Below are 16,410 nucleotides of genomic sequence, written 5' to 3'. Positions count from 1 at the left end.
TTCTTACGATACAATATTACTAACAACTACAATTGAACTTATCCAACTATTTTAAAATATAAATGAGGTGACCGTGAATGATGACGAAAATAAAGCCAACTCATTCGCTTGAAATAAAAGAATTACTCAAATTTGCCGACCGGAAATTTAAAAGTGTTCGAGATACTTTTCTATTTCAAGAAGGGATGGTAGCAGAAGAGCTTTATATTATTATTTCCGGCAAGGTTCAAATCAGTAAAATTACCACTGACGGGCGTGAGCTCTCACTAAGAATTTGCGGCGAAAATGATATTTGCGGGGAGCTGACACTTTTTACGAATGACCCAAAATATTTATTAAGTGCCAAGGTTCTTGAAGAAGGGGAAGTTGTTGCTATTAAGAAAGATGTGCTTGAAAGTGAAATCTTCCAAGATAGCAAGCTTGCATTCGAATTTATGAAATGGATGAGCGACCACTTCCGCAAAACACAAACCAAGTTTCGCGACTTAGTTTTGAATGGTAAGCGTGGAGCGCTATTTTCAACCATTATTCGTATGACTAATAGCTATGGTATTCATAAAGACAACGAAATATTAATAGACCTGCCTTTAACCAATCAGGAACTAGCTAATTTCTGCGGAACCTCCAGGGAAAGTACAAACCGAATTCTTAGCGATTTAAAGAAAGATAATATTATTTCAATTAAAAAAGGAAAAATCACCGTTTTAGACCTTCAATATTTGAAGGATGAAATTGGCTGTGAAAATTGTCCAGCCGTATATTGCAGTATTGAGTAGGAAGGGAAACCTTCCTATTTATTTATATGGAAGCAACCGGAATCCCGATTGCTTCCATATTTTTATTGTTACTGTACCTGTTTTTCTCTTAATGATTTTGGAATATAGATACAGAATGGTTCACTTTCAAGATAATCACCAGTCATTGCGTAGGCTCTTGATCTTGAACCGCCGCAAACATAGCGGAATTCACAAACTCCGCATTTCCCCTTAAAAAGATCTGGATTTCTTAATGATTTAAAAATCGGTGATTCACGGTAAATTTCCGCTAATGGCGTTTCGCGAACATTTCCGGCCTTTACTGGTAATAGGCCACTTGGATACACATCGCCAATATGGGAAATGAACACAAAACCATTTCCATCATTCACGCCTTTAGGTGCACGGCCAAGCCCATCAATCGAACCCGTCAGCCCCTTTTCCGTCAGGGCATTTAAATAATCGATTTCATCTGTTTGTGCTTTTGCTTCGCGCTTTTTTTGCTGAATGACAACACGGCGGTAATGCATCGCTTCAGTTGTTTTAATGTCAAAAGGGACTCGTTTACTTAAATCATAAAGCCATCTTAGAACCTTTTCGTGTTCAACAGGAGAAATCATATCCGAAACTTGTCCTCTTCCAGTTGGGACAAGGAAAAAAACGCTCCAAAGCACGCAGTTTAAATCCTCGACCATTTTGGCCATTTCTTCAAGATATTCAACATTGTACCTTGAGATAACTGTGTTTATTTGAATTGGTAATCCAACTTCGTGCAAGAATTTAATTCTTTCCATCGTCAAATCAAACGAGCCTGCTGTGCCGCGGAAATGGTCATGAATCTCGGCATTTGGCCCATCAATACTAAACGCCCAGCGAGATAGTCCAACTTCTTTCGCCTTTATAATGGCTTCCTTCGTTACATTTGGAGTCGCACTAGGTGTCATGGATACCCGTACACCTTTTTCAACCGCATATTTGGCTATATCAAAAATATCTTCCCGCATTAGTGGGTCTCCACCCGTAAATACAAGTAATGGATTATTCATATCATATATCTGATCAATTAAATGTTTGCCCTCTTCAAAGCTAAGCTCACGCGGGTCCCTTTTATATTGTGCATCGGCACGGCAATGCAAACACTTAAGTTGACAGGCCCTTGTCAGCTCCCAAATAACGATAAATGGATCTTTATTAAAATCTCGGCTAAAAGCCATCTGAAACGCCTCCTAAAACGGCTATTTCAAAAACAAACAGCCTTAATACCTGTATTATAATGGTGTCAAAAAACGAAAAATGTGAGATTTCTCACTAACTGAGGTTTATATTTGTCTTTTCTGTGAAGGTCAATTACGCATAAAAAAACAGCAGGAGCTCGCACTAAAAGGTTTATTGCTCTTGAGGACAAAATCAATCTTGCAATCAGTAAATCTGTCCGCTATCACTTCTCTTGCGGACAAAACCTTCCTTGCATTCGGTAAATCTGTCCGCTATCACCTCTCTTGCGGACAAAACCTTCCTCGCATTCGGTTAAACTGTCCGCTATCACCTCTCTTGAGGACAAAACTTCCCTTGCATTCGGTTAAACTGTCCCCTATCACCTCTCTTGCGGACAAAACCTCCCTTGCATTCGGTTAAACTGTCCCCTATCACCTCTCTTGAGGACAAAACCTCCCTTGCATTCGGTTAAACTGTCCCCTATCACCTCTCTTGCGGACAAAACCAACCTTGCATTCGGTTAAACTGTCCCCTATCACCTCTCTTGCGGACAAAACCTCCCTTGCATTCGGTTAAACTGTCCCCTATCACCTCTCTTGCGGACAAAACCTCCCTTGCATTCGGTTAAACTGTCCCCTATCACCTCTCTTGAGGACAAAACCAACCTTGGAACTGGAAAAACTGTCTTCAATAACTAACCCAAAAACAACAAAGTTTGCAGTAACAGCCTAAATAAAAAAGAGTGCCACTTCTATTCAAAAGGCACTCTTTTTCTTTGCTATTTTCTTGTCAAATTCTCATTCAAAACGAGATCGTGCAGCTCAAAAATGAACCCTGAGATCGCACTCTGTGTTTTAGCGAATACCAAGGGCGATTTTCGCATAGCGTGACATCATTTCTTTATTCCATGGAGGATTAAAGACAATATGAACATCGACATCTTTGATTTCCGGAATATCTGCAAGGGCTCTCTTGACTTGATCTACAATCGTTCCTGCAAGAGGACACCCCATGGATGTTAACGTCATCGTTACTTCCACCAATCCTTCATCATTCATTTCAACATTATAAACTAAGCCCAAATTGACAATATCTATGCCAAGTTCTGGATCAATAACAAGCTCCAGGGCACCCATAATATTTTCTTTTAGTTCTTCATTCATGAATGTTCACTCCAATCACATATAGTTGTTATTATAATCTAAAGATGTTTTTTAAACCAATCAACCGTTGCCTTTAGCCCTTCTCGAGTCACCTTGTGCCCCGCCCGTTCATCACTAATAAAACAAAGATTTTCCGGGTTCTTCTTTTCATAATCAGACTGAATCGCTTGGTAAAACTGGTACGTCAAGCTGTAAGGGACCATTGGATCGTTTTTCGCGTGCCAAAACAAAAGCGGGCGATTCATTAACGCCTCAGGCTGCTGGCTTAAATCATAGTCACGCAAAATCATTATTTGATCAGCAATTTGTTCCTCGGTAAAAGGGATGGAAATTCCGTGCTTTTTCATTTGATCCAATTGCCAATAGGAAAACTGTTCATAGGCCGGCATCCCCATTAAGGTGACAGCCGTATTTATCCAAGAGAACTGTTTTAATGCCCCTAATGTGACAAATCCGCCCATTGAGGTTCCAGCAAGGCCAATTCGATTTTCATCCACTAAACCCGCATGAACATAATGATTTTTTAAAATATCGATTTCACCTATCGTTTGGATAACAATTTCCCAAAAGCGGGCAGTGAGCTTTACTTCTGACCCATTTTGCTCTCTTTCACCATGATAAATGGTGTCTGGCAATAAAACGCGAAAACCGTTTTCCGCTAATAAATAGGCATAATGCAAATTATGTTCTTTTGCACTTGTAAATCCGTGAATAAAAATAACGGATGGAAGCTTGGTCAGCTGTCGATCTTGTTGGACGACATGGAGGACAGGTATTTCATTTATTATTTCATTTTGGACAATGACCACAGTGGACCTCCTGATGCTATATACATAATGATAAAGGTAATTAAAATCTTTAGGTGTGAATTTTTTTACACAATAAGTATAAAATTGTTAACATAGTAGTAATAGAAAATTTAAGTTGATGTTAAAAATTTCATACTTGTAGTGTACCATGAAGATATATTTTTTCCTAAAGCAAAGGCTTTTTTAATTGAAATCATAAACGAAGGAGTTCCTATGGCAGAGAGACATTTAATTGCATTGGATTTAGATGGAACATTATTAAAAGATGACAAAACAATTTCGATAAAAACAAAAGAAATTCTAAAAAAGGCAAGGTCTGAAGGGCATATCGTCATGATCGCAACAGGCAGACCCTACCGGTCAAGTGAAATGTATTATCATGAGTTGGAATTGGACACTCCTATTGTTAATTTTAATGGTGCCTTTATGCATCACCCTGGAAAACCAGATTGGGGTATGTATCATGAACCGTTGGATATAAAGGTAGCTAAAGAAATTGTAGATGCCTGCAGGTCCTTCCAATTCCATAATATTATCGCCGAAGTAATGGATGATGTGTATTTCCATTATCACGATGAAAAACTACTGGATATTTTTGGATTCGGCAATCCGCGGATAACCACTGGAGATTTATGTAATTTCTTAAATGATTCGCCGACAAGTTTGTTAATTCATACAGAAGAAAATGAATTAAAGTTCATTCGGGAGCATTTAGCTGAAATCCATGCTGAAGTGATTGAACAACGCAGCTGGGCAGCGCCTTGGCATGTGATTGAAATTATTAAAACCGGATTAAATAAAGCAGTTGGCTTGAAAAAAGCTTCTGAATATTTCCAAATCCCACCCGAACGAATAATTGCATTTGGTGATGAAGATAATGACCTCGAAATGATTGAATACGCCGGGCATGGTGTGGCCATGGGAAATGCAATTGATCTGCTTAAAAATATTGCCAATGACATCACCCTCACAAATGAGGAAGATGGTGTAGGCTTATTTTTAGCGGATTTACTGAATTTAAAATAGTCAATAATTCGCCATTGTTTACCTAAATGAATGCAGGTTGATTCGAGCATACTAATTATTGAGGCAGCGGTTGCTGTTTCACGCGAAGCTTAAGCATACATTGGAGGGATTCGAATGGGTAAACGAAACAAATCCAAACGCTTTGTCCAGCAAGGAAAGGATACTGTCAGCAAGCATGCTGAACGGATTCCATACCATATGACCTACGCTGAAGCGGAAGCTCAGAAGATGGCCAATGTACATGACTCCTCGCTTGGAGGAATATAACATGGGAAACCAATTGTTCCAAGAAGCAAGACGATTTGTGGAGATGGCGAATTCTGCCAGCCCTGCTGAACGTGATTCTGCTGTGGAGAAGGCCAAAAATGCGTTAAGTTCCGCATTCGCTAATTCCACATTTGCCGAACAACGTCAGCTCCAACAAATGCAAAATGAGCTTGAGCAAGGAAATCAGCTGCAATAACAATGGGCGGAAGCAATATGCTTCCGCCTTTTAATTAAAACTTTTCCAAAATGACCGGATAGGAATGAATGATTTTGTTTTCTTGATTTCTTTCATATAGGTAAAGGATTAATGAACCGTTTCTCGGTAACTTTTCAACAGGTATTTGAATTTCCAATCGGAATGATGGATTGTTTTCTAACATACTTATTTGCTTTTCTTCTACATATTCGTTATGACCATCTTCAACTGTATAATAAAACGCAGATGTCTGAGTTTTTCCTGTTACCACATAATGTCCACCCGAACCTTCCGTCTTTATTTGATGAAAGGTTGGATTCTCATTAGGAATGAACATCTTTTGCGTCACACTTAAGTTTTCACGATTTCTGATTTGCTCATTATTTAACCGGGTTGGCATAAAGGAAGCAGTAACGGTATATTCCCCTTCCGGCACTCTTTTACCTTTGAATAAATAATTCCATCTAGCCGTACGCTGAAAGGTTTTTTGCGGGTCAATGACAACCGTTTGAAAGGCTTGTAAAAATAAGCGTCCTTTGGAGTATCGATATACCTCTTCTCCTAAGCTGTTTCGCACACTGATATCAACTAACTGTGAGGTCGGAAATTCAAAATTTAATGGAATTTCACCCTCATTCTTTAAAAACATCGTAAATTCTGCATTCTCAGGGCCTGCAGTAGGGATGACATAAAATAGATAACTTGGCTCAGGCAATTGTCGATTCGCCTCCATGGCAAATGTGGTTGTTCCAAATAGTCCTGCCATAATCATAGCACATAAAAGACTCCGCATAATGCCCCTCCTTTTAATCACGGCGAAAGAAACCATAAACAGCCGTAGTTTGAACGATATTGGTAAACGCTTTAGGATCAACCTCTTTAATGATTCTTTCTAAATCAAAAAGCTCATAGCGGGTAATGACAATCATCATCATGTCTCTTGTTTCGTTTAAAAAAGCCCCTTTGGCCGGAATGGTGGTAATTCCCCTAACGAGTTTTGCATAAATGGCCGTCTTTAATTCCTCAGACTTTTTAGTGATAATAAAGGCTGTCAGCTTGGCATGCCTCGTATGAATGGCATCAATAACCCTTGTAGAAGTATAGAGGGTTACAAGGGTGTATAAGGCCTTCCCCCAGCCATAAAGGGCGCCCGCCGTCAGAATAATAATGCCATTTAAAATAAACATATACGTCCCAACCGGTTTATCCTTCATTCTCGATAAAACCATCGCAATAATATCCAGTCCTCCTGTTGACGCCCCCCATTTCAAGGTAATGCCGACACCAACGGCTAATATTACTCCTCCGAAAACAGCATTCAGCAGGATATCATGGGATACAGCTTTGATTGGAATAATGGTTAAAAATAGCGAAGAAAGGACAACACTGATAAAACTGTAGATGGTAAAGGACCTGCCGACCTTTTTCCAGCCGAGGATTGCCACCGGAATATTTAATAACAGCAATAAAAAGCCCATCGAAACATGGAATGAAGTATAATCACTTAATACTCTTGAAAGCAGCTGAGCAATTCCCGTAAATCCGCTAGAATAAACATTTGCGGGTATTAAAAACAAATTCATTGAGATAGCATTTAATAATGCACCTGCAACAACGACAATCACTTTTTGTATTTGTAGCCAGAGCATGACACGCCCCCTTTAACAGTGTATGAATGTTCATTTTAAGCGAATTTCAATTGTATTTTTACATTGAAACCGATAAACTTAACCTAAATAGAATTAGTTTGAAAGCAGGTGAGCTTCATGCAGGTAAAAATACTAGCTGACAGCGCATGCGATTTACCTCTTCGCTTTTATACGGATAAAAATGTGACACTTATTCCATTAAAGGTACATGTCAATGACCAGGAATTTGAAGATGTGAAAACCATTGATTCGACAACTGTTTATGATGCAATCCGCAATGGAAGTATACCCAAAACATCACAAGCATCTCCCCTAGTGTTTGAAGAACTTTTCACCCAAATGGCCGAGAATAATGAAGACGGAATTTATATAGCTTTTTCATCGCAATTATCTGGTACGTATTCTACCGCTAGTATGATTCTTGACCAAGTGAAGGAAAAATATCCAAATTTTAATTTAACGATTGTCGATACCAAATGTGCTTCACTTGGTCAAGGGCTTATAGTGAAGGAAGCCGCCGATCTGGCCTTAAATCATGCTTCAAAAGAAGAAATTTTAAAAGATGTGCTATTTCGCTCTGAGCACATGGAGCATCTTTTTACTGTGGAGGATTTAGATTATTTGGCAAAGGGCGGCCGTGTCTCGAAAGCATCGGCTTTTCTTGGAGGCTTACTAAATATCAAACCCGTTTTAAATGTCGAAGATGGGAAACTTGTACCCATTGAAAAAATCCGCGGCAAAAAGAAGGTGCTTCGCCGCCTAATCGATCTTATGAAGGAACGTGGAGCAGATTTAGAGGAACAAATCATCGGCATCAGCCATGCAGATAATGAGGAAACGGCTTTAGAGGTTAAATCTATGATCGAAGAAGAATTTCATCCAAAAGAGGTCTATATAACATCGATTGGTTCTGCCATCGGCGCTCATACCGGTGCAGGAACAATTGCTATTTTCTTTTTAAATAAGAAAGAGTGAGGCGTTTTTGCCCCACTCTTTCTTATTTATGGTCCGTTTTCTTTGAATACTGATTCTTCCCTGCCTGGCGGTTTTTTTCACGCATCATATTCTTTTCATGTCGTAATGCATTATTATCTTGTGCCTTTTTATCATTGTCTGTTGTATGCGGCATGTTGTTACTCCTTTCCTATTCGTACATCCATTAGTGTAAGCAGTTAGAAAAGGAGTATGTAGATTTTTCGTTAATCTTTTTTGGCGTAAGTCCAGCTGCCCTCTTGATAGGCTCTGCCCTGCTTCATTAACAATCCCAGGGCACGCTTAAAGGCTCCTTTACTCAACCCAAAACGTTCTTTAATATCATCAGGCATGCTTTTATCATTGTAAGGCATGGCCCCGTTTCTGCTCATTAAATAATCAAAAACTCTTTCAGCGTCTTGGTCCTGTGATTCTTCCTTTCTCGCAAGCAAAGACATATTGATTGTCCCATCTTCTTTAACATCAATAATTCTTCCTTCCACCTTTTCCCCTAAGCGAGGCTCCTGCTGCCGCTGGGATTCATGGATGAATCCTTTGTAGCCTTCAATCGTATAGACCCAGCTCCCTACCTTTGCTGTCCGGTAAATATGGCCCTGCACATTTTTGTTAAAGTCCCCTCTTGTCGCCTTTATCGAAATCGATTTAATCACTTGGTCGCTTGCGAGCTTTGCGTAGAGAAGATAATTACGATTGACCCTTAAGGTGATATAGACCAAATCCCCCGGCTTGGGCCAAACTGATTTATGTGCTGGAAGATCATCTGCCCCTAACAGGATATCTTTTTGAATGCCAATATCTAAAAATACCCCTATTTCCGGATTGATGTCTGTGACCTTCACCCAGGCATAGCGGCCAACAGATATTTCAGGAATTTTCGTAGAGGCCGTTAGTCTGCCCTGGGAGTCGTGAAAAAGGAACACTTCAAGACTCTCTCCTTCTTCAAGCTCTTTTCCAGATTCGTTTATATGTAACAAAACATCTTCATTTCCGTCTGTCAAAAAATACCCAAAAGGCGCTTTTCGCGCTACCTCTAATGTCGTCGTTTGACCGATTAATTCTTTTAATGCCATTGCGAGTTCCCCTTTTCTTGGAGGATAGTTGTTTGAACTGCTATATTTTACTATAATGTAGCCATAAAGGGAAACTTTAGCAGGGATCTTGCTGCTAAAAATTATTTAATGGAGGTTTGGCTATGTCTAAAGACAGTTCATTTGATATTGTATCCAAAGTTGATTTTTCTGAAGTCCAAAATGCCGTTACACAAACAATGAAGGAAATCCAGACACGCTATGATTTTAAAGGGAGCAAAAGTGATGTATCTCTTGAAAAAGAAGAACTTGTCCTCATTTCTGATGATGATTATAAAATGGATCAGTTAAAGGATGTCCTTTTTAGTAAAATGATTAAAAGAGGAATCCCGGTCAAAAATCTAGATTATGGTAAATTAGAAAAAGCTTCTGGAGGAACGGTGAGGCAGAGAGCCAAACTTGTTCAGGGCATTGATAAAGAAAATGCCAAAAAAATCAATACGATCATCAAAAACAGCGGCGTGAAGGTAAAAAGCCAGGTACAGGATGATCAAGTACGTGTCAGCGGCAAGAGCCGGGATGATTTACAAAAAATTATCTCATTAGTGCGGGATGCAGACCTTACAGTAGATGTTCAATTTATTAATTATCGGTAAACTTTAACAAGGACAAGATTGTCCTTGTTTTTTTCATAATTTCCACTGTTTTTCTTAAACTAACTAGAGACTCAAAAACTTGGAGGGATTTTCACATGAGCAGTACGAAACAGCCTAAGAATGTTTTCCCGCCGCAGCATCAAAATCGTCAGCCCGGGATTGAAAGTGAAATGAATCCCCTTCCCGTTTCCGTCGATCCAAATTATAAAAGCAGTGGAAAGCTGGCAGGGAAAACAGCGATTATTACCGGAGGCGATAGCGGAATTGGAAAATCCGCGGCCATTTATTTTGCTAAAGAAGGTGCAGATGTCGCGATTATCTATTTAGATGAACAAAATGATGCGGAGGAAACAAAGAGGATAATCGAAGCGGAAGGCAGGCAGTGTTTGCTTTTCGCTGATGATATTGGCAGTGAGGATGTTTGCAAGGAGATTGTCAATCAAGTTTTGAACAGCTTCGGTAAAATTGATATATTAGTGAACAATGCCGCCGAGCAGCATCCGCAGAAGAGTTTGCTGAATATCACAGCGGCACAGCTTGAAAAGACATTCCGAACCAATATCTTCTCCTTTTTTTATATGACAAAAATGGTTCTCCCTCATTTAAAGAAGGGTGCTTCTATCATCAATACAGCTTCCATTACAGCCTATAAAGGACATGAAGAGCTATTGGATTATTCTTCGACCAAAGGGGCGATTGTCAGCTTTACCCGTTCGCTAGCACTGCAGCTGGCATCCCAAGGGATCAGAGTAAATGGAGTAGCGCCGGGCCCCATTTGGACCCCGCTCATTCCATCTACTTTTACTGCCGACCAAGTTGCCCAATTCGGGTCAACAACCGCTTTGGGGAGGGCAGGGCAGCCATACGAACTTGGCCCGGCCTATGTCTTCCTGGCGTCCGATGATTCCTCCTATATAAGCGGGCAAATGATACACATCAATGGCGGGGAGATTGTGAATGGCTAACAAAAACGAGGTTGTCCTAAAAGGACAGCCTCGTTTGTTTTACTTTTCTTCAAATCTTCTTCTTCTCTTAAAAAGAAGCACTAAGAAAATTCCGACTAAAATGTACACAATGGTTAATGAAGCGATTAATGGAATATTTAGTCCTGATTTGTCTGCTAAAACATAAATTTCTGCATTATCACGGTCCAGGATGATCTTATAATGTCCTCTATCCTCATTGACCTTATCCCCGCCTAGAAGCCCGCGAAGCTCTTTTCCGGCTTTAAGCTTGTCTGTTGGGATCGAAACATCTTGAGATTTTTTTGTGTTGTTAATCGCAATAACCGAAGTTTCCCCTTTATAGAAACGTTTATAGACCACCATCCCTGATTTTTCATAAATCACTTCAAACGTACCCCTGGTGAGTGACGGCAATTGGTTTCTTAATTCCCCTAATTTTGTTAAATAATCAATGATGTCTGTGTCCTCCCGAAAGGTCATTTGCTGGCGATTATCCGGGATATTGCCGCCATTTAAGGCAATTTCACTGCCATAATAAACAACAGGAATACCAGGCGTTGTAAATAAATAAACGAGTGCCATTTGCCAGCGTGCGCCTGGTAATTGTCTGTTCTCCACAATATCATGAGTAAATCTTGTTGTATTTTCATTATCAAGAAAATTAGCCGATAAATAGGAGTGAGCAGTCTTATCTAAACCGGCAAACGATTGATCGGTGTTCGCAAAAGCTCCTCTTAAATCATTGCTTAGCTGTCCATTAAACATACTGTCAATACCGACATTTTCATAGTTTTTCAAATCCGGCTGTGTATTTTTGGCCATTTCTCCTATAAGAAAAAAGTTCTTTTTCACACTCTTCACTTCTTTTGAAAAATCACGCCAAAAGGTGACAGGCACCATATTTACCTCTGGCAAACTGTAGCCGTCTATATCGGTTTTCTTGATCCACCATTTTGCCGCGTCAATTAAATACTTTTTCACTGCAGGGTTGTCCTGATTTAGGTCCGGCAAACCGTCTGCCCAGCCATTCTCAAGCTCCTTTTGATTGCTTCCTTTGTGAATGGCAAGTTTAGGATGGAACCAAGTTTGCTTAGCTGGATCGGATACCCACTTTTGATTAGGTGCAACATTATTCGTAACAAAATCAATAATGACCTTCATTTTTCGTTTATGCGCTTCTTTTACAAGTTTTTCAAAAGTCTCGATCGATCCAAAATGCTCGTCCGTTTTATAAAAATCATTAACCCAATAACCATGATAGCCTTTAGAAGCATTGTCAAAGATCGGTGTAAGGCGTATGGCGGTAAATCCCATATTATGAATGTAATCCAGTTTGTCGATGATTCCCTGAAAGTCCCCGCCATTATATGTATTGGGATTCTTTCTGTCTGCATCCCGATTATTTGTGGTGTCGCCATCATTAAAGCGGTCAATCATGATTGAATAAATCGATTCATCCTGCCATAAGCGATTTGCTTTCTTTACTGCTGCATTTGCAGATGCAGATGATAGTAATAGAATTGAAATCATGATGAAAATAACTTTCTTCATATATTTTTCCTCCTCATAAAAAGGGAAGAGGATTCCCTCTTCCCTACATTCATTTTAATCGAAAAATTCCTAAAAATCCAAAAATATCCTCAGTTTACAATGTTAATCTGATAATCTTTAAACCAAGTGTGCAGTTGCACAAAGTAGGCCAATAATTGCGGCCCTGTCATCAGCTGGCCAAACCATGGTTCTTTAAACGCATTTCCACCTGTATCGACAATACTTTGTAAATATTCCCGATTAAAAAATTCGTGTAAAATCGATGTTTTATCCTTTAAGATTTCCTTCATTAATGTTTGTACGGCCGCTGTATACGCTGGATTATGGGTTTTTGGATAAGGACTTTTCTTGCGATATAGTACATCCTCCGGCAATACTCCTTCAAACGCTTTGCGAAGAATACCCTTCTCCCTGCCACGATACATTTTTAAATCCCATGGAATATTCCAAACATACTCCACTAAACGATGATCGGCAAATGGAACGCGGACTTCCAGGCTTGCTCCCATACTCATTCGGTCTTTTCGGTCAAGCAATGTGGTCATAAACCAAATCATATTTATATAAAAGAGCTCGCGCCGCTTAGCCTCTTCCACACTTTCTCCATCCAGCCTCGGTGTTTCATTTATCGCTTCTTGATATTTCGCCATGACAAATTCATTGAGTTTTAATTTATCCTGCCAATGAGATTTTAACAAATTCTGCCGTTCGGAAACGGAACGCATCCATGGAAAACCTGGACGCTCCAGATCTTGTTTTCGATGGAACCACGGATAACCGCCAAAAATCTCATCTGCACATTCCCCTGAAAGACTCACAACAAAATCTTTTTTAATTTCCTTGCAAAACCATAGCAGGGAAGAATCAATATCGGCCATGCCAGGGAAATCGCGAACATGGCAGGCTTCGATTAAATCATGGGCAAGCTGTTCTTGAGAAATGATTTTTTCGTGATGCATCGTTTTATACCGCTCTGACAGCATTTGAATATATATGCTATCGGCAGCAGGCTGAAATTCATTGGCAGCAAAATGAAGATCATTTCCCTCATAATCAATAGAATACGTATGAAGCTGCCCTTTTCCTTGATCACTAAATCCAGTAGCAGCAATTGCCGTAATAATACTGGAATCAAGACCGCCTGATAGAAAGGTACATAAAGGTACGTCAGAAACGAGCTGTCTTGTCACCGCATCTGATACTAAATAACGTACTTTTTCTGCCGTTTCTTCTGCATTTTCATGATGTTCTTCACTCTTCACATTCCAATAACGCCAAACTTTTAAACCATTTTTTGAAAAAGTTAACGCATGGGCTGGCCGGAGTTCTTTAATTCCTTTAAAAATCCCTGATCCTGGTGAACGCGATGGTCCTGCCCCGAAAATATCTGCAAGTCCTTCTGCATCGATTTCCGTTTTGATTTCGGGATGTGCTAAGATCGCCTTGATTTCCGAAGCAAACAGAAAACCTTTTTGGTGCTCGGTAAAAAATAACGGTTTAACACCTAAACGGTCACGGCCGATAAACAACTGTTCCTTTTTTCCATCCCATATCGCAAAAGCAAAAATTCCATTTAAGTGATGGACACATTCTTCCGCCCATTCTATATAGGCAGTTAACAGTACTTCTGTATCAGAATGGCCATTAAACGAATATCCTTTAGTAAGGAGAATTTTACGGATATCTTCAGTATTGTATAACTCACCATTATAACAAATGGTGTAATCAAAACCGTCCTTTTGTTTTGACATTGGCTGCCTCCCGCCTGCTGGGTCGACAACGATTAGCCGCTTATGGCCAAAACCAACATGCGTATTCGTCCAGATGTTTGTTTCATCAGGACCTCTTTTTGCCAATGTATTTGCCATTTTTGTAAGTATATCCGTTTCATATCCTATTACTTTTTGATAATCAATCCATCCGGAAATTCCACACACGATATAATCTCCTTTCAACAATCCAAACTGCTGTTCAAAATTTCATGTTTTATACTATTCAGCCAGCATGGATTGGTTAATTGTCCTAAATATTCCGGATGGTGTTATAAATTTGGAGGAAGATGTCTACAAAGAAGAATGAAAGCAACTGGCACGGAGGTTAAAGGATGAATCGACAGCAGCGAAGAAAACTATACGATAATCAACAAAGAGCTTATATCGAAGGAAGCGTTGAACAAATTAATGACCAATGGATATTTTTTGATGAAGAATCTGAAGAGGCAACCATGCTCGATGATTCGCTTCATCAAGAAATAGAAATTTTTCGAATGAATCGTTGGAAGAAAGGAATTTTGTTTGAATCAGGGAAAATTCGGATTGGCACCGAAACGACAATGCTTCGTGACCATGACCTGATCAGAATTCGGAAGCATTTAGTTTATTCCTTAGAGAGATTATTAGATGGGATTAATGATGATGCATTTTTCCAGTTTGTTACTACGTTAAATTCATTAGGTTTTTCGATTTACGACTGCATCTATTGTTACAATCATCTTTCCTTTCTCTCTGATACACAGCGAAAGGATGGAGTTAATTTTATTGTTTTTGACAATCAGGAACAAATTTGCAATGTTCAACACCATTTCTTCTACTTTGAGAAAGTCAACGACCGCTTTGAATTCACCTTAAATACTGGGAAGAGATTAATTATTGAAAAAATGATTTCATAGCTAAAAAAGCTGCCGATAAGGGCAGCTTTTTTCTATGGATGAAGAAAGGATAACGGTAAAACCGCAAAGCCTAGATAGAAAACTAGTGCAAGGGCCACGATGAACTGAAACCAAAAAACAGAGGTCCTTCTGTTATGGGCAACGCGTGATAAAATCATCTCAACGGTTGCAATAACCCATAGACCGCCTATTACCTTTAAAACATACCATTTTGTTAGATAGGAATAATGATGTGGGAATAGCATAATGCCTGTCCCAATAATCACCAAATAAAGCACCCTGATAATCATTTTTAAAATTTTCGCGCCTTTTTCATTACCTTTTTTCTGTAAGGACAGCGAAACAAAAAATAAGATTAGAGCTATAAGCCATGCGGTAATATGCAGGTGAATCATATATTGCCTCCTTATGTATAGTCGAAACCATCATATCATAGGCAAAAATAAAATACTAAAAAATAAGTCTGAAATTATGACAACTAAAAGAATTAATTCTCAATTGTATTTATTAACGAACCAATTTTTTCAATTGTAATTTCAAGTTGATCTCCCGCTTTTAAAAATTTTGGCGGTTTAAAGCCTTTACCGACTCCCGCTGGTGTACCTGTTGCAATGATATCTCCAGGTTCAAGGGTCATTCCGGCAGATAAAACCGAGATGATCTCTTCAATGGAAAAAATAAAATTTTTCGTATTGGAGCTTTGCCTTACTTCCCCATTTACTTTGGTTTCGATATCGAGTTGATTGGGACTCTCAATCAGGGTTTTATGCACAATCCATGGTCCCATTGGACAAGTGGTATCAAGGCTCTTTCCAATAAAAAATTGCTTATGTCTGGATTGTAAATCCCTTGCAGTTATATCATTGATAATGGTATAGCCAAAAACATAATCAAGTGCTTCTTCCTTTTTAATGGCCCTCCCCTGTTTGCCAAGCACTATCGCTAATTCACCTTCATAATCAAGTTCATTTGTAACCGATTTATGATTAAGTACGACGGAGTTTGGTCCGGTCACCGATGTTGGTGCTTTTGTAAAAACCATCACATGTTCGGGGATATCTTTTGCGCTCCCCATTTCTATGGCATGGTCTGCGTAATTTTTTCCGACACAAAAAATATTTTTAGCGGGCCTTGGAATTGGAGCAAGCAATTCAATATCTGCCAGCGGCAAATAGAGTGATTCTTCATTAGGCTCGCTATGTACCCATTCAAGTAATGCTTTTATCTCATTAATAAAGCCATCACCAAGGGCAATGCATTCAAGCAATGTGGATGGAAATCGGGAATATCCTGATTTTGCTTTTTCTGCCTTCTCAATGGGGAGCACTTTTGTACCATCTGAATGAACAATTCCAACAAATGGTTCATTTTCTTGTCTAAAAGTAACAAATCTCATGTTAATCACCTCAACAATAGTTTAAAAGAAACGGAGCATGCTAACAAATTTGAATTTTTTAATCTCAAAAAAA

At 39.3% G+C, this 16,410-nt stretch carries 19 protein-coding genes; 8 read left to right on the top strand and 11 right to left on the bottom strand.

The window, feature by feature from the left end; translation table 11 throughout:
- Nucleotides 1–77 precede the first annotated feature (77 nt).
- Entirely contained in the window at nt 78–776 is a 699-nt protein-coding gene (locus tag ACZ5XR_RS05200; RefSeq protein ID WP_464500614.1) for a Crp/Fnr family transcriptional regulator, read from the top strand.
- Nucleotides 777–844: 68 nt separating this feature from the next.
- Here the strand turns inward: ACZ5XR_RS05200 and ACZ5XR_RS05195 are convergent, their stop codons facing one another.
- The 3 genes from ACZ5XR_RS05195 to ACZ5XR_RS05185 form a co-directional block, all read right to left on the bottom strand.
- Nucleotides 845–1,969, bottom strand: coding sequence for a TIGR04053 family radical SAM/SPASM domain-containing protein (locus ACZ5XR_RS05195; RefSeq protein ID WP_464500613.1), 1,125 nt, complete (start codon nt 1,967–1,969; stop codon nt 845–847).
- Between the two features lie 855 nt (nt 1,970–2,824).
- Nucleotides 2,825–3,133, bottom strand: a complete 309-nt coding sequence (locus ACZ5XR_RS05190; RefSeq protein ID WP_464500612.1) for a metal-sulfur cluster assembly factor — start codon at nt 3,131–3,133, stop codon at nt 2,825–2,827.
- A 38-nt stretch (nt 3,134–3,171) separates the two neighbouring features.
- The gene (locus ACZ5XR_RS05185; protein WP_464500611.1) at nt 3,172–3,942 is read right to left on the bottom strand and encodes a prolyl oligopeptidase family serine peptidase; all 771 of its coding nucleotides are present in this window, start codon (nt 3,940–3,942) and stop codon (nt 3,172–3,174) included.
- A 213-nt stretch (nt 3,943–4,155) separates the two neighbouring features.
- Here ACZ5XR_RS05185 and ACZ5XR_RS05180 point away from each other — a divergent pair, with 213 nt between their 5' ends.
- The 3 genes from ACZ5XR_RS05180 (at nt 4,156) to ACZ5XR_RS05170 (ending at nt 5,431) form a co-directional block, all read left to right on the top strand.
- Nucleotides 4,156–4,968, top strand: a complete 813-nt coding sequence (locus ACZ5XR_RS05180) for a Cof-type HAD-IIB family hydrolase (protein WP_464500610.1) — start codon at nt 4,156–4,158, stop codon at nt 4,966–4,968.
- 114 nt (nt 4,969–5,082) lie between these two features.
- A complete protein-coding gene (locus ACZ5XR_RS05175; protein WP_464500609.1) occupies nt 5,083–5,235 on the top strand; it encodes a hypothetical protein in 153 nt (50 codons plus the stop codon).
- A 1-nt stretch (nt 5,236) separates the two neighbouring features.
- Complete coding sequence (locus tag ACZ5XR_RS05170) at nt 5,237–5,431, top strand: DUF3813 domain-containing protein (protein ID WP_464500608.1); 195 nt, start codon at nt 5,237–5,239, stop codon at nt 5,429–5,431.
- A gap of 34 nt (nt 5,432–5,465) precedes the next feature.
- Here ACZ5XR_RS05170 and ACZ5XR_RS05165 read toward each other — a convergent pair whose 3' ends face one another.
- Nucleotides 5,466–6,224 (bottom strand): BsuPI-related putative proteinase inhibitor, encoded by a 759-nt coding sequence (locus tag ACZ5XR_RS05165; RefSeq protein WP_464500607.1) that lies wholly within the window; start codon nt 6,222–6,224, stop codon nt 5,466–5,468.
- Between the two features lie 13 nt (nt 6,225–6,237).
- A complete protein-coding gene (locus ACZ5XR_RS05160; protein WP_464500606.1) occupies nt 6,238–7,080 on the bottom strand; it encodes a YitT family protein in 843 nt (280 codons plus the stop codon).
- Nucleotides 7,081–7,197: 117 nt separating this feature from the next.
- Between ACZ5XR_RS05160 and ACZ5XR_RS05155 the strand changes: the two genes are divergently transcribed.
- Entirely contained in the window at nt 7,198–8,055 is an 858-nt protein-coding gene (locus ACZ5XR_RS05155) for a DegV family protein (protein ID WP_464500605.1), read from the top strand.
- A 22-nt stretch (nt 8,056–8,077) separates the two neighbouring features.
- On the opposite strand, the gene ACZ5XR_RS05150 is transcribed toward ACZ5XR_RS05155, so the two are convergent.
- The gene (locus ACZ5XR_RS05150) at nt 8,078–8,209 is read right to left on the bottom strand and encodes a DUF3941 domain-containing protein (protein ID WP_083402464.1); all 132 of its coding nucleotides are present in this window, start codon (nt 8,207–8,209) and stop codon (nt 8,078–8,080) included.
- Between the two features lie 70 nt (nt 8,210–8,279).
- Nucleotides 8,280–9,143 carry a CvfB family protein gene (locus ACZ5XR_RS05145; protein WP_464500604.1) on the bottom strand — a complete coding sequence of 288 codons (864 nt, stop codon included), beginning with the start codon at nt 9,141–9,143 and terminating at the stop codon, nt 8,280–8,282.
- 122 nt (nt 9,144–9,265) lie between these two features.
- Here ACZ5XR_RS05145 and ACZ5XR_RS05140 point away from each other — a divergent pair, with 122 nt between their 5' ends.
- Nucleotides 9,266–9,757 carry a YajQ family cyclic di-GMP-binding protein gene (locus ACZ5XR_RS05140; RefSeq protein ID WP_464500603.1) on the top strand — a complete coding sequence of 164 codons (492 nt, stop codon included), beginning with the start codon at nt 9,266–9,268 and terminating at the stop codon, nt 9,755–9,757.
- Nucleotides 9,758–9,852: 95 nt separating this feature from the next.
- Nucleotides 9,853–10,722: an SDR family oxidoreductase gene (locus ACZ5XR_RS05135; RefSeq protein WP_464500602.1), complete on the top strand. Its 870-nt coding sequence runs from the start codon at nt 9,853–9,855 to the stop codon at nt 10,720–10,722.
- A gap of 39 nt (nt 10,723–10,761) precedes the next feature.
- On the opposite strand, the gene ACZ5XR_RS05130 is transcribed toward ACZ5XR_RS05135, so the two are convergent.
- Together ACZ5XR_RS05130 and asnB are read right to left on the bottom strand one after the other, a co-directional pair.
- Nucleotides 10,762–12,273: an alpha-amylase family glycosyl hydrolase gene (locus tag ACZ5XR_RS05130; protein ID WP_464500601.1), complete on the bottom strand. Its 1,512-nt coding sequence runs from the start codon at nt 12,271–12,273 to the stop codon at nt 10,762–10,764.
- An 89-nt stretch (nt 12,274–12,362) separates the two neighbouring features.
- Nucleotides 12,363–14,210, bottom strand: coding sequence for an asparagine synthase (glutamine-hydrolyzing) (gene asnB, locus ACZ5XR_RS05125; protein ID WP_464500600.1), 1,848 nt, complete (start codon nt 14,208–14,210; stop codon nt 12,363–12,365).
- A 167-nt stretch (nt 14,211–14,377) separates the two neighbouring features.
- Here asnB and ACZ5XR_RS05120 point away from each other — a divergent pair, with 167 nt between their 5' ends.
- The gene (locus ACZ5XR_RS05120) at nt 14,378–14,941 is read left to right on the top strand and encodes a DUF2777 domain-containing protein (protein ID WP_464500599.1); all 564 of its coding nucleotides are present in this window, start codon (nt 14,378–14,380) and stop codon (nt 14,939–14,941) included.
- Between the two features lie 32 nt (nt 14,942–14,973).
- On the opposite strand, the gene ACZ5XR_RS05115 is transcribed toward ACZ5XR_RS05120, so the two are convergent.
- On the bottom strand, nt 14,974–15,336 hold the full coding sequence (locus tag ACZ5XR_RS05115) for a YisL family protein (protein WP_464500598.1): 363 nt from the start codon (nt 15,334–15,336) through the stop codon (nt 14,974–14,976).
- A 92-nt stretch (nt 15,337–15,428) separates the two neighbouring features.
- Nucleotides 15,429–16,337 carry a fumarylacetoacetate hydrolase family protein gene (locus ACZ5XR_RS05110; RefSeq protein ID WP_464500597.1) on the bottom strand — a complete coding sequence of 303 codons (909 nt, stop codon included), beginning with the start codon at nt 16,335–16,337 and terminating at the stop codon, nt 15,429–15,431.
- Nucleotides 16,338–16,410: the final 73 nt, after the last annotated feature.

The sequence above is a fragment of the Neobacillus sp. Fa239 genome, from assembly GCF_055395235.1.
The sequence above is the reverse complement of the archived record's forward strand: the minus strand, read 5'-3'. Positions and strand labels throughout refer to the sequence as shown.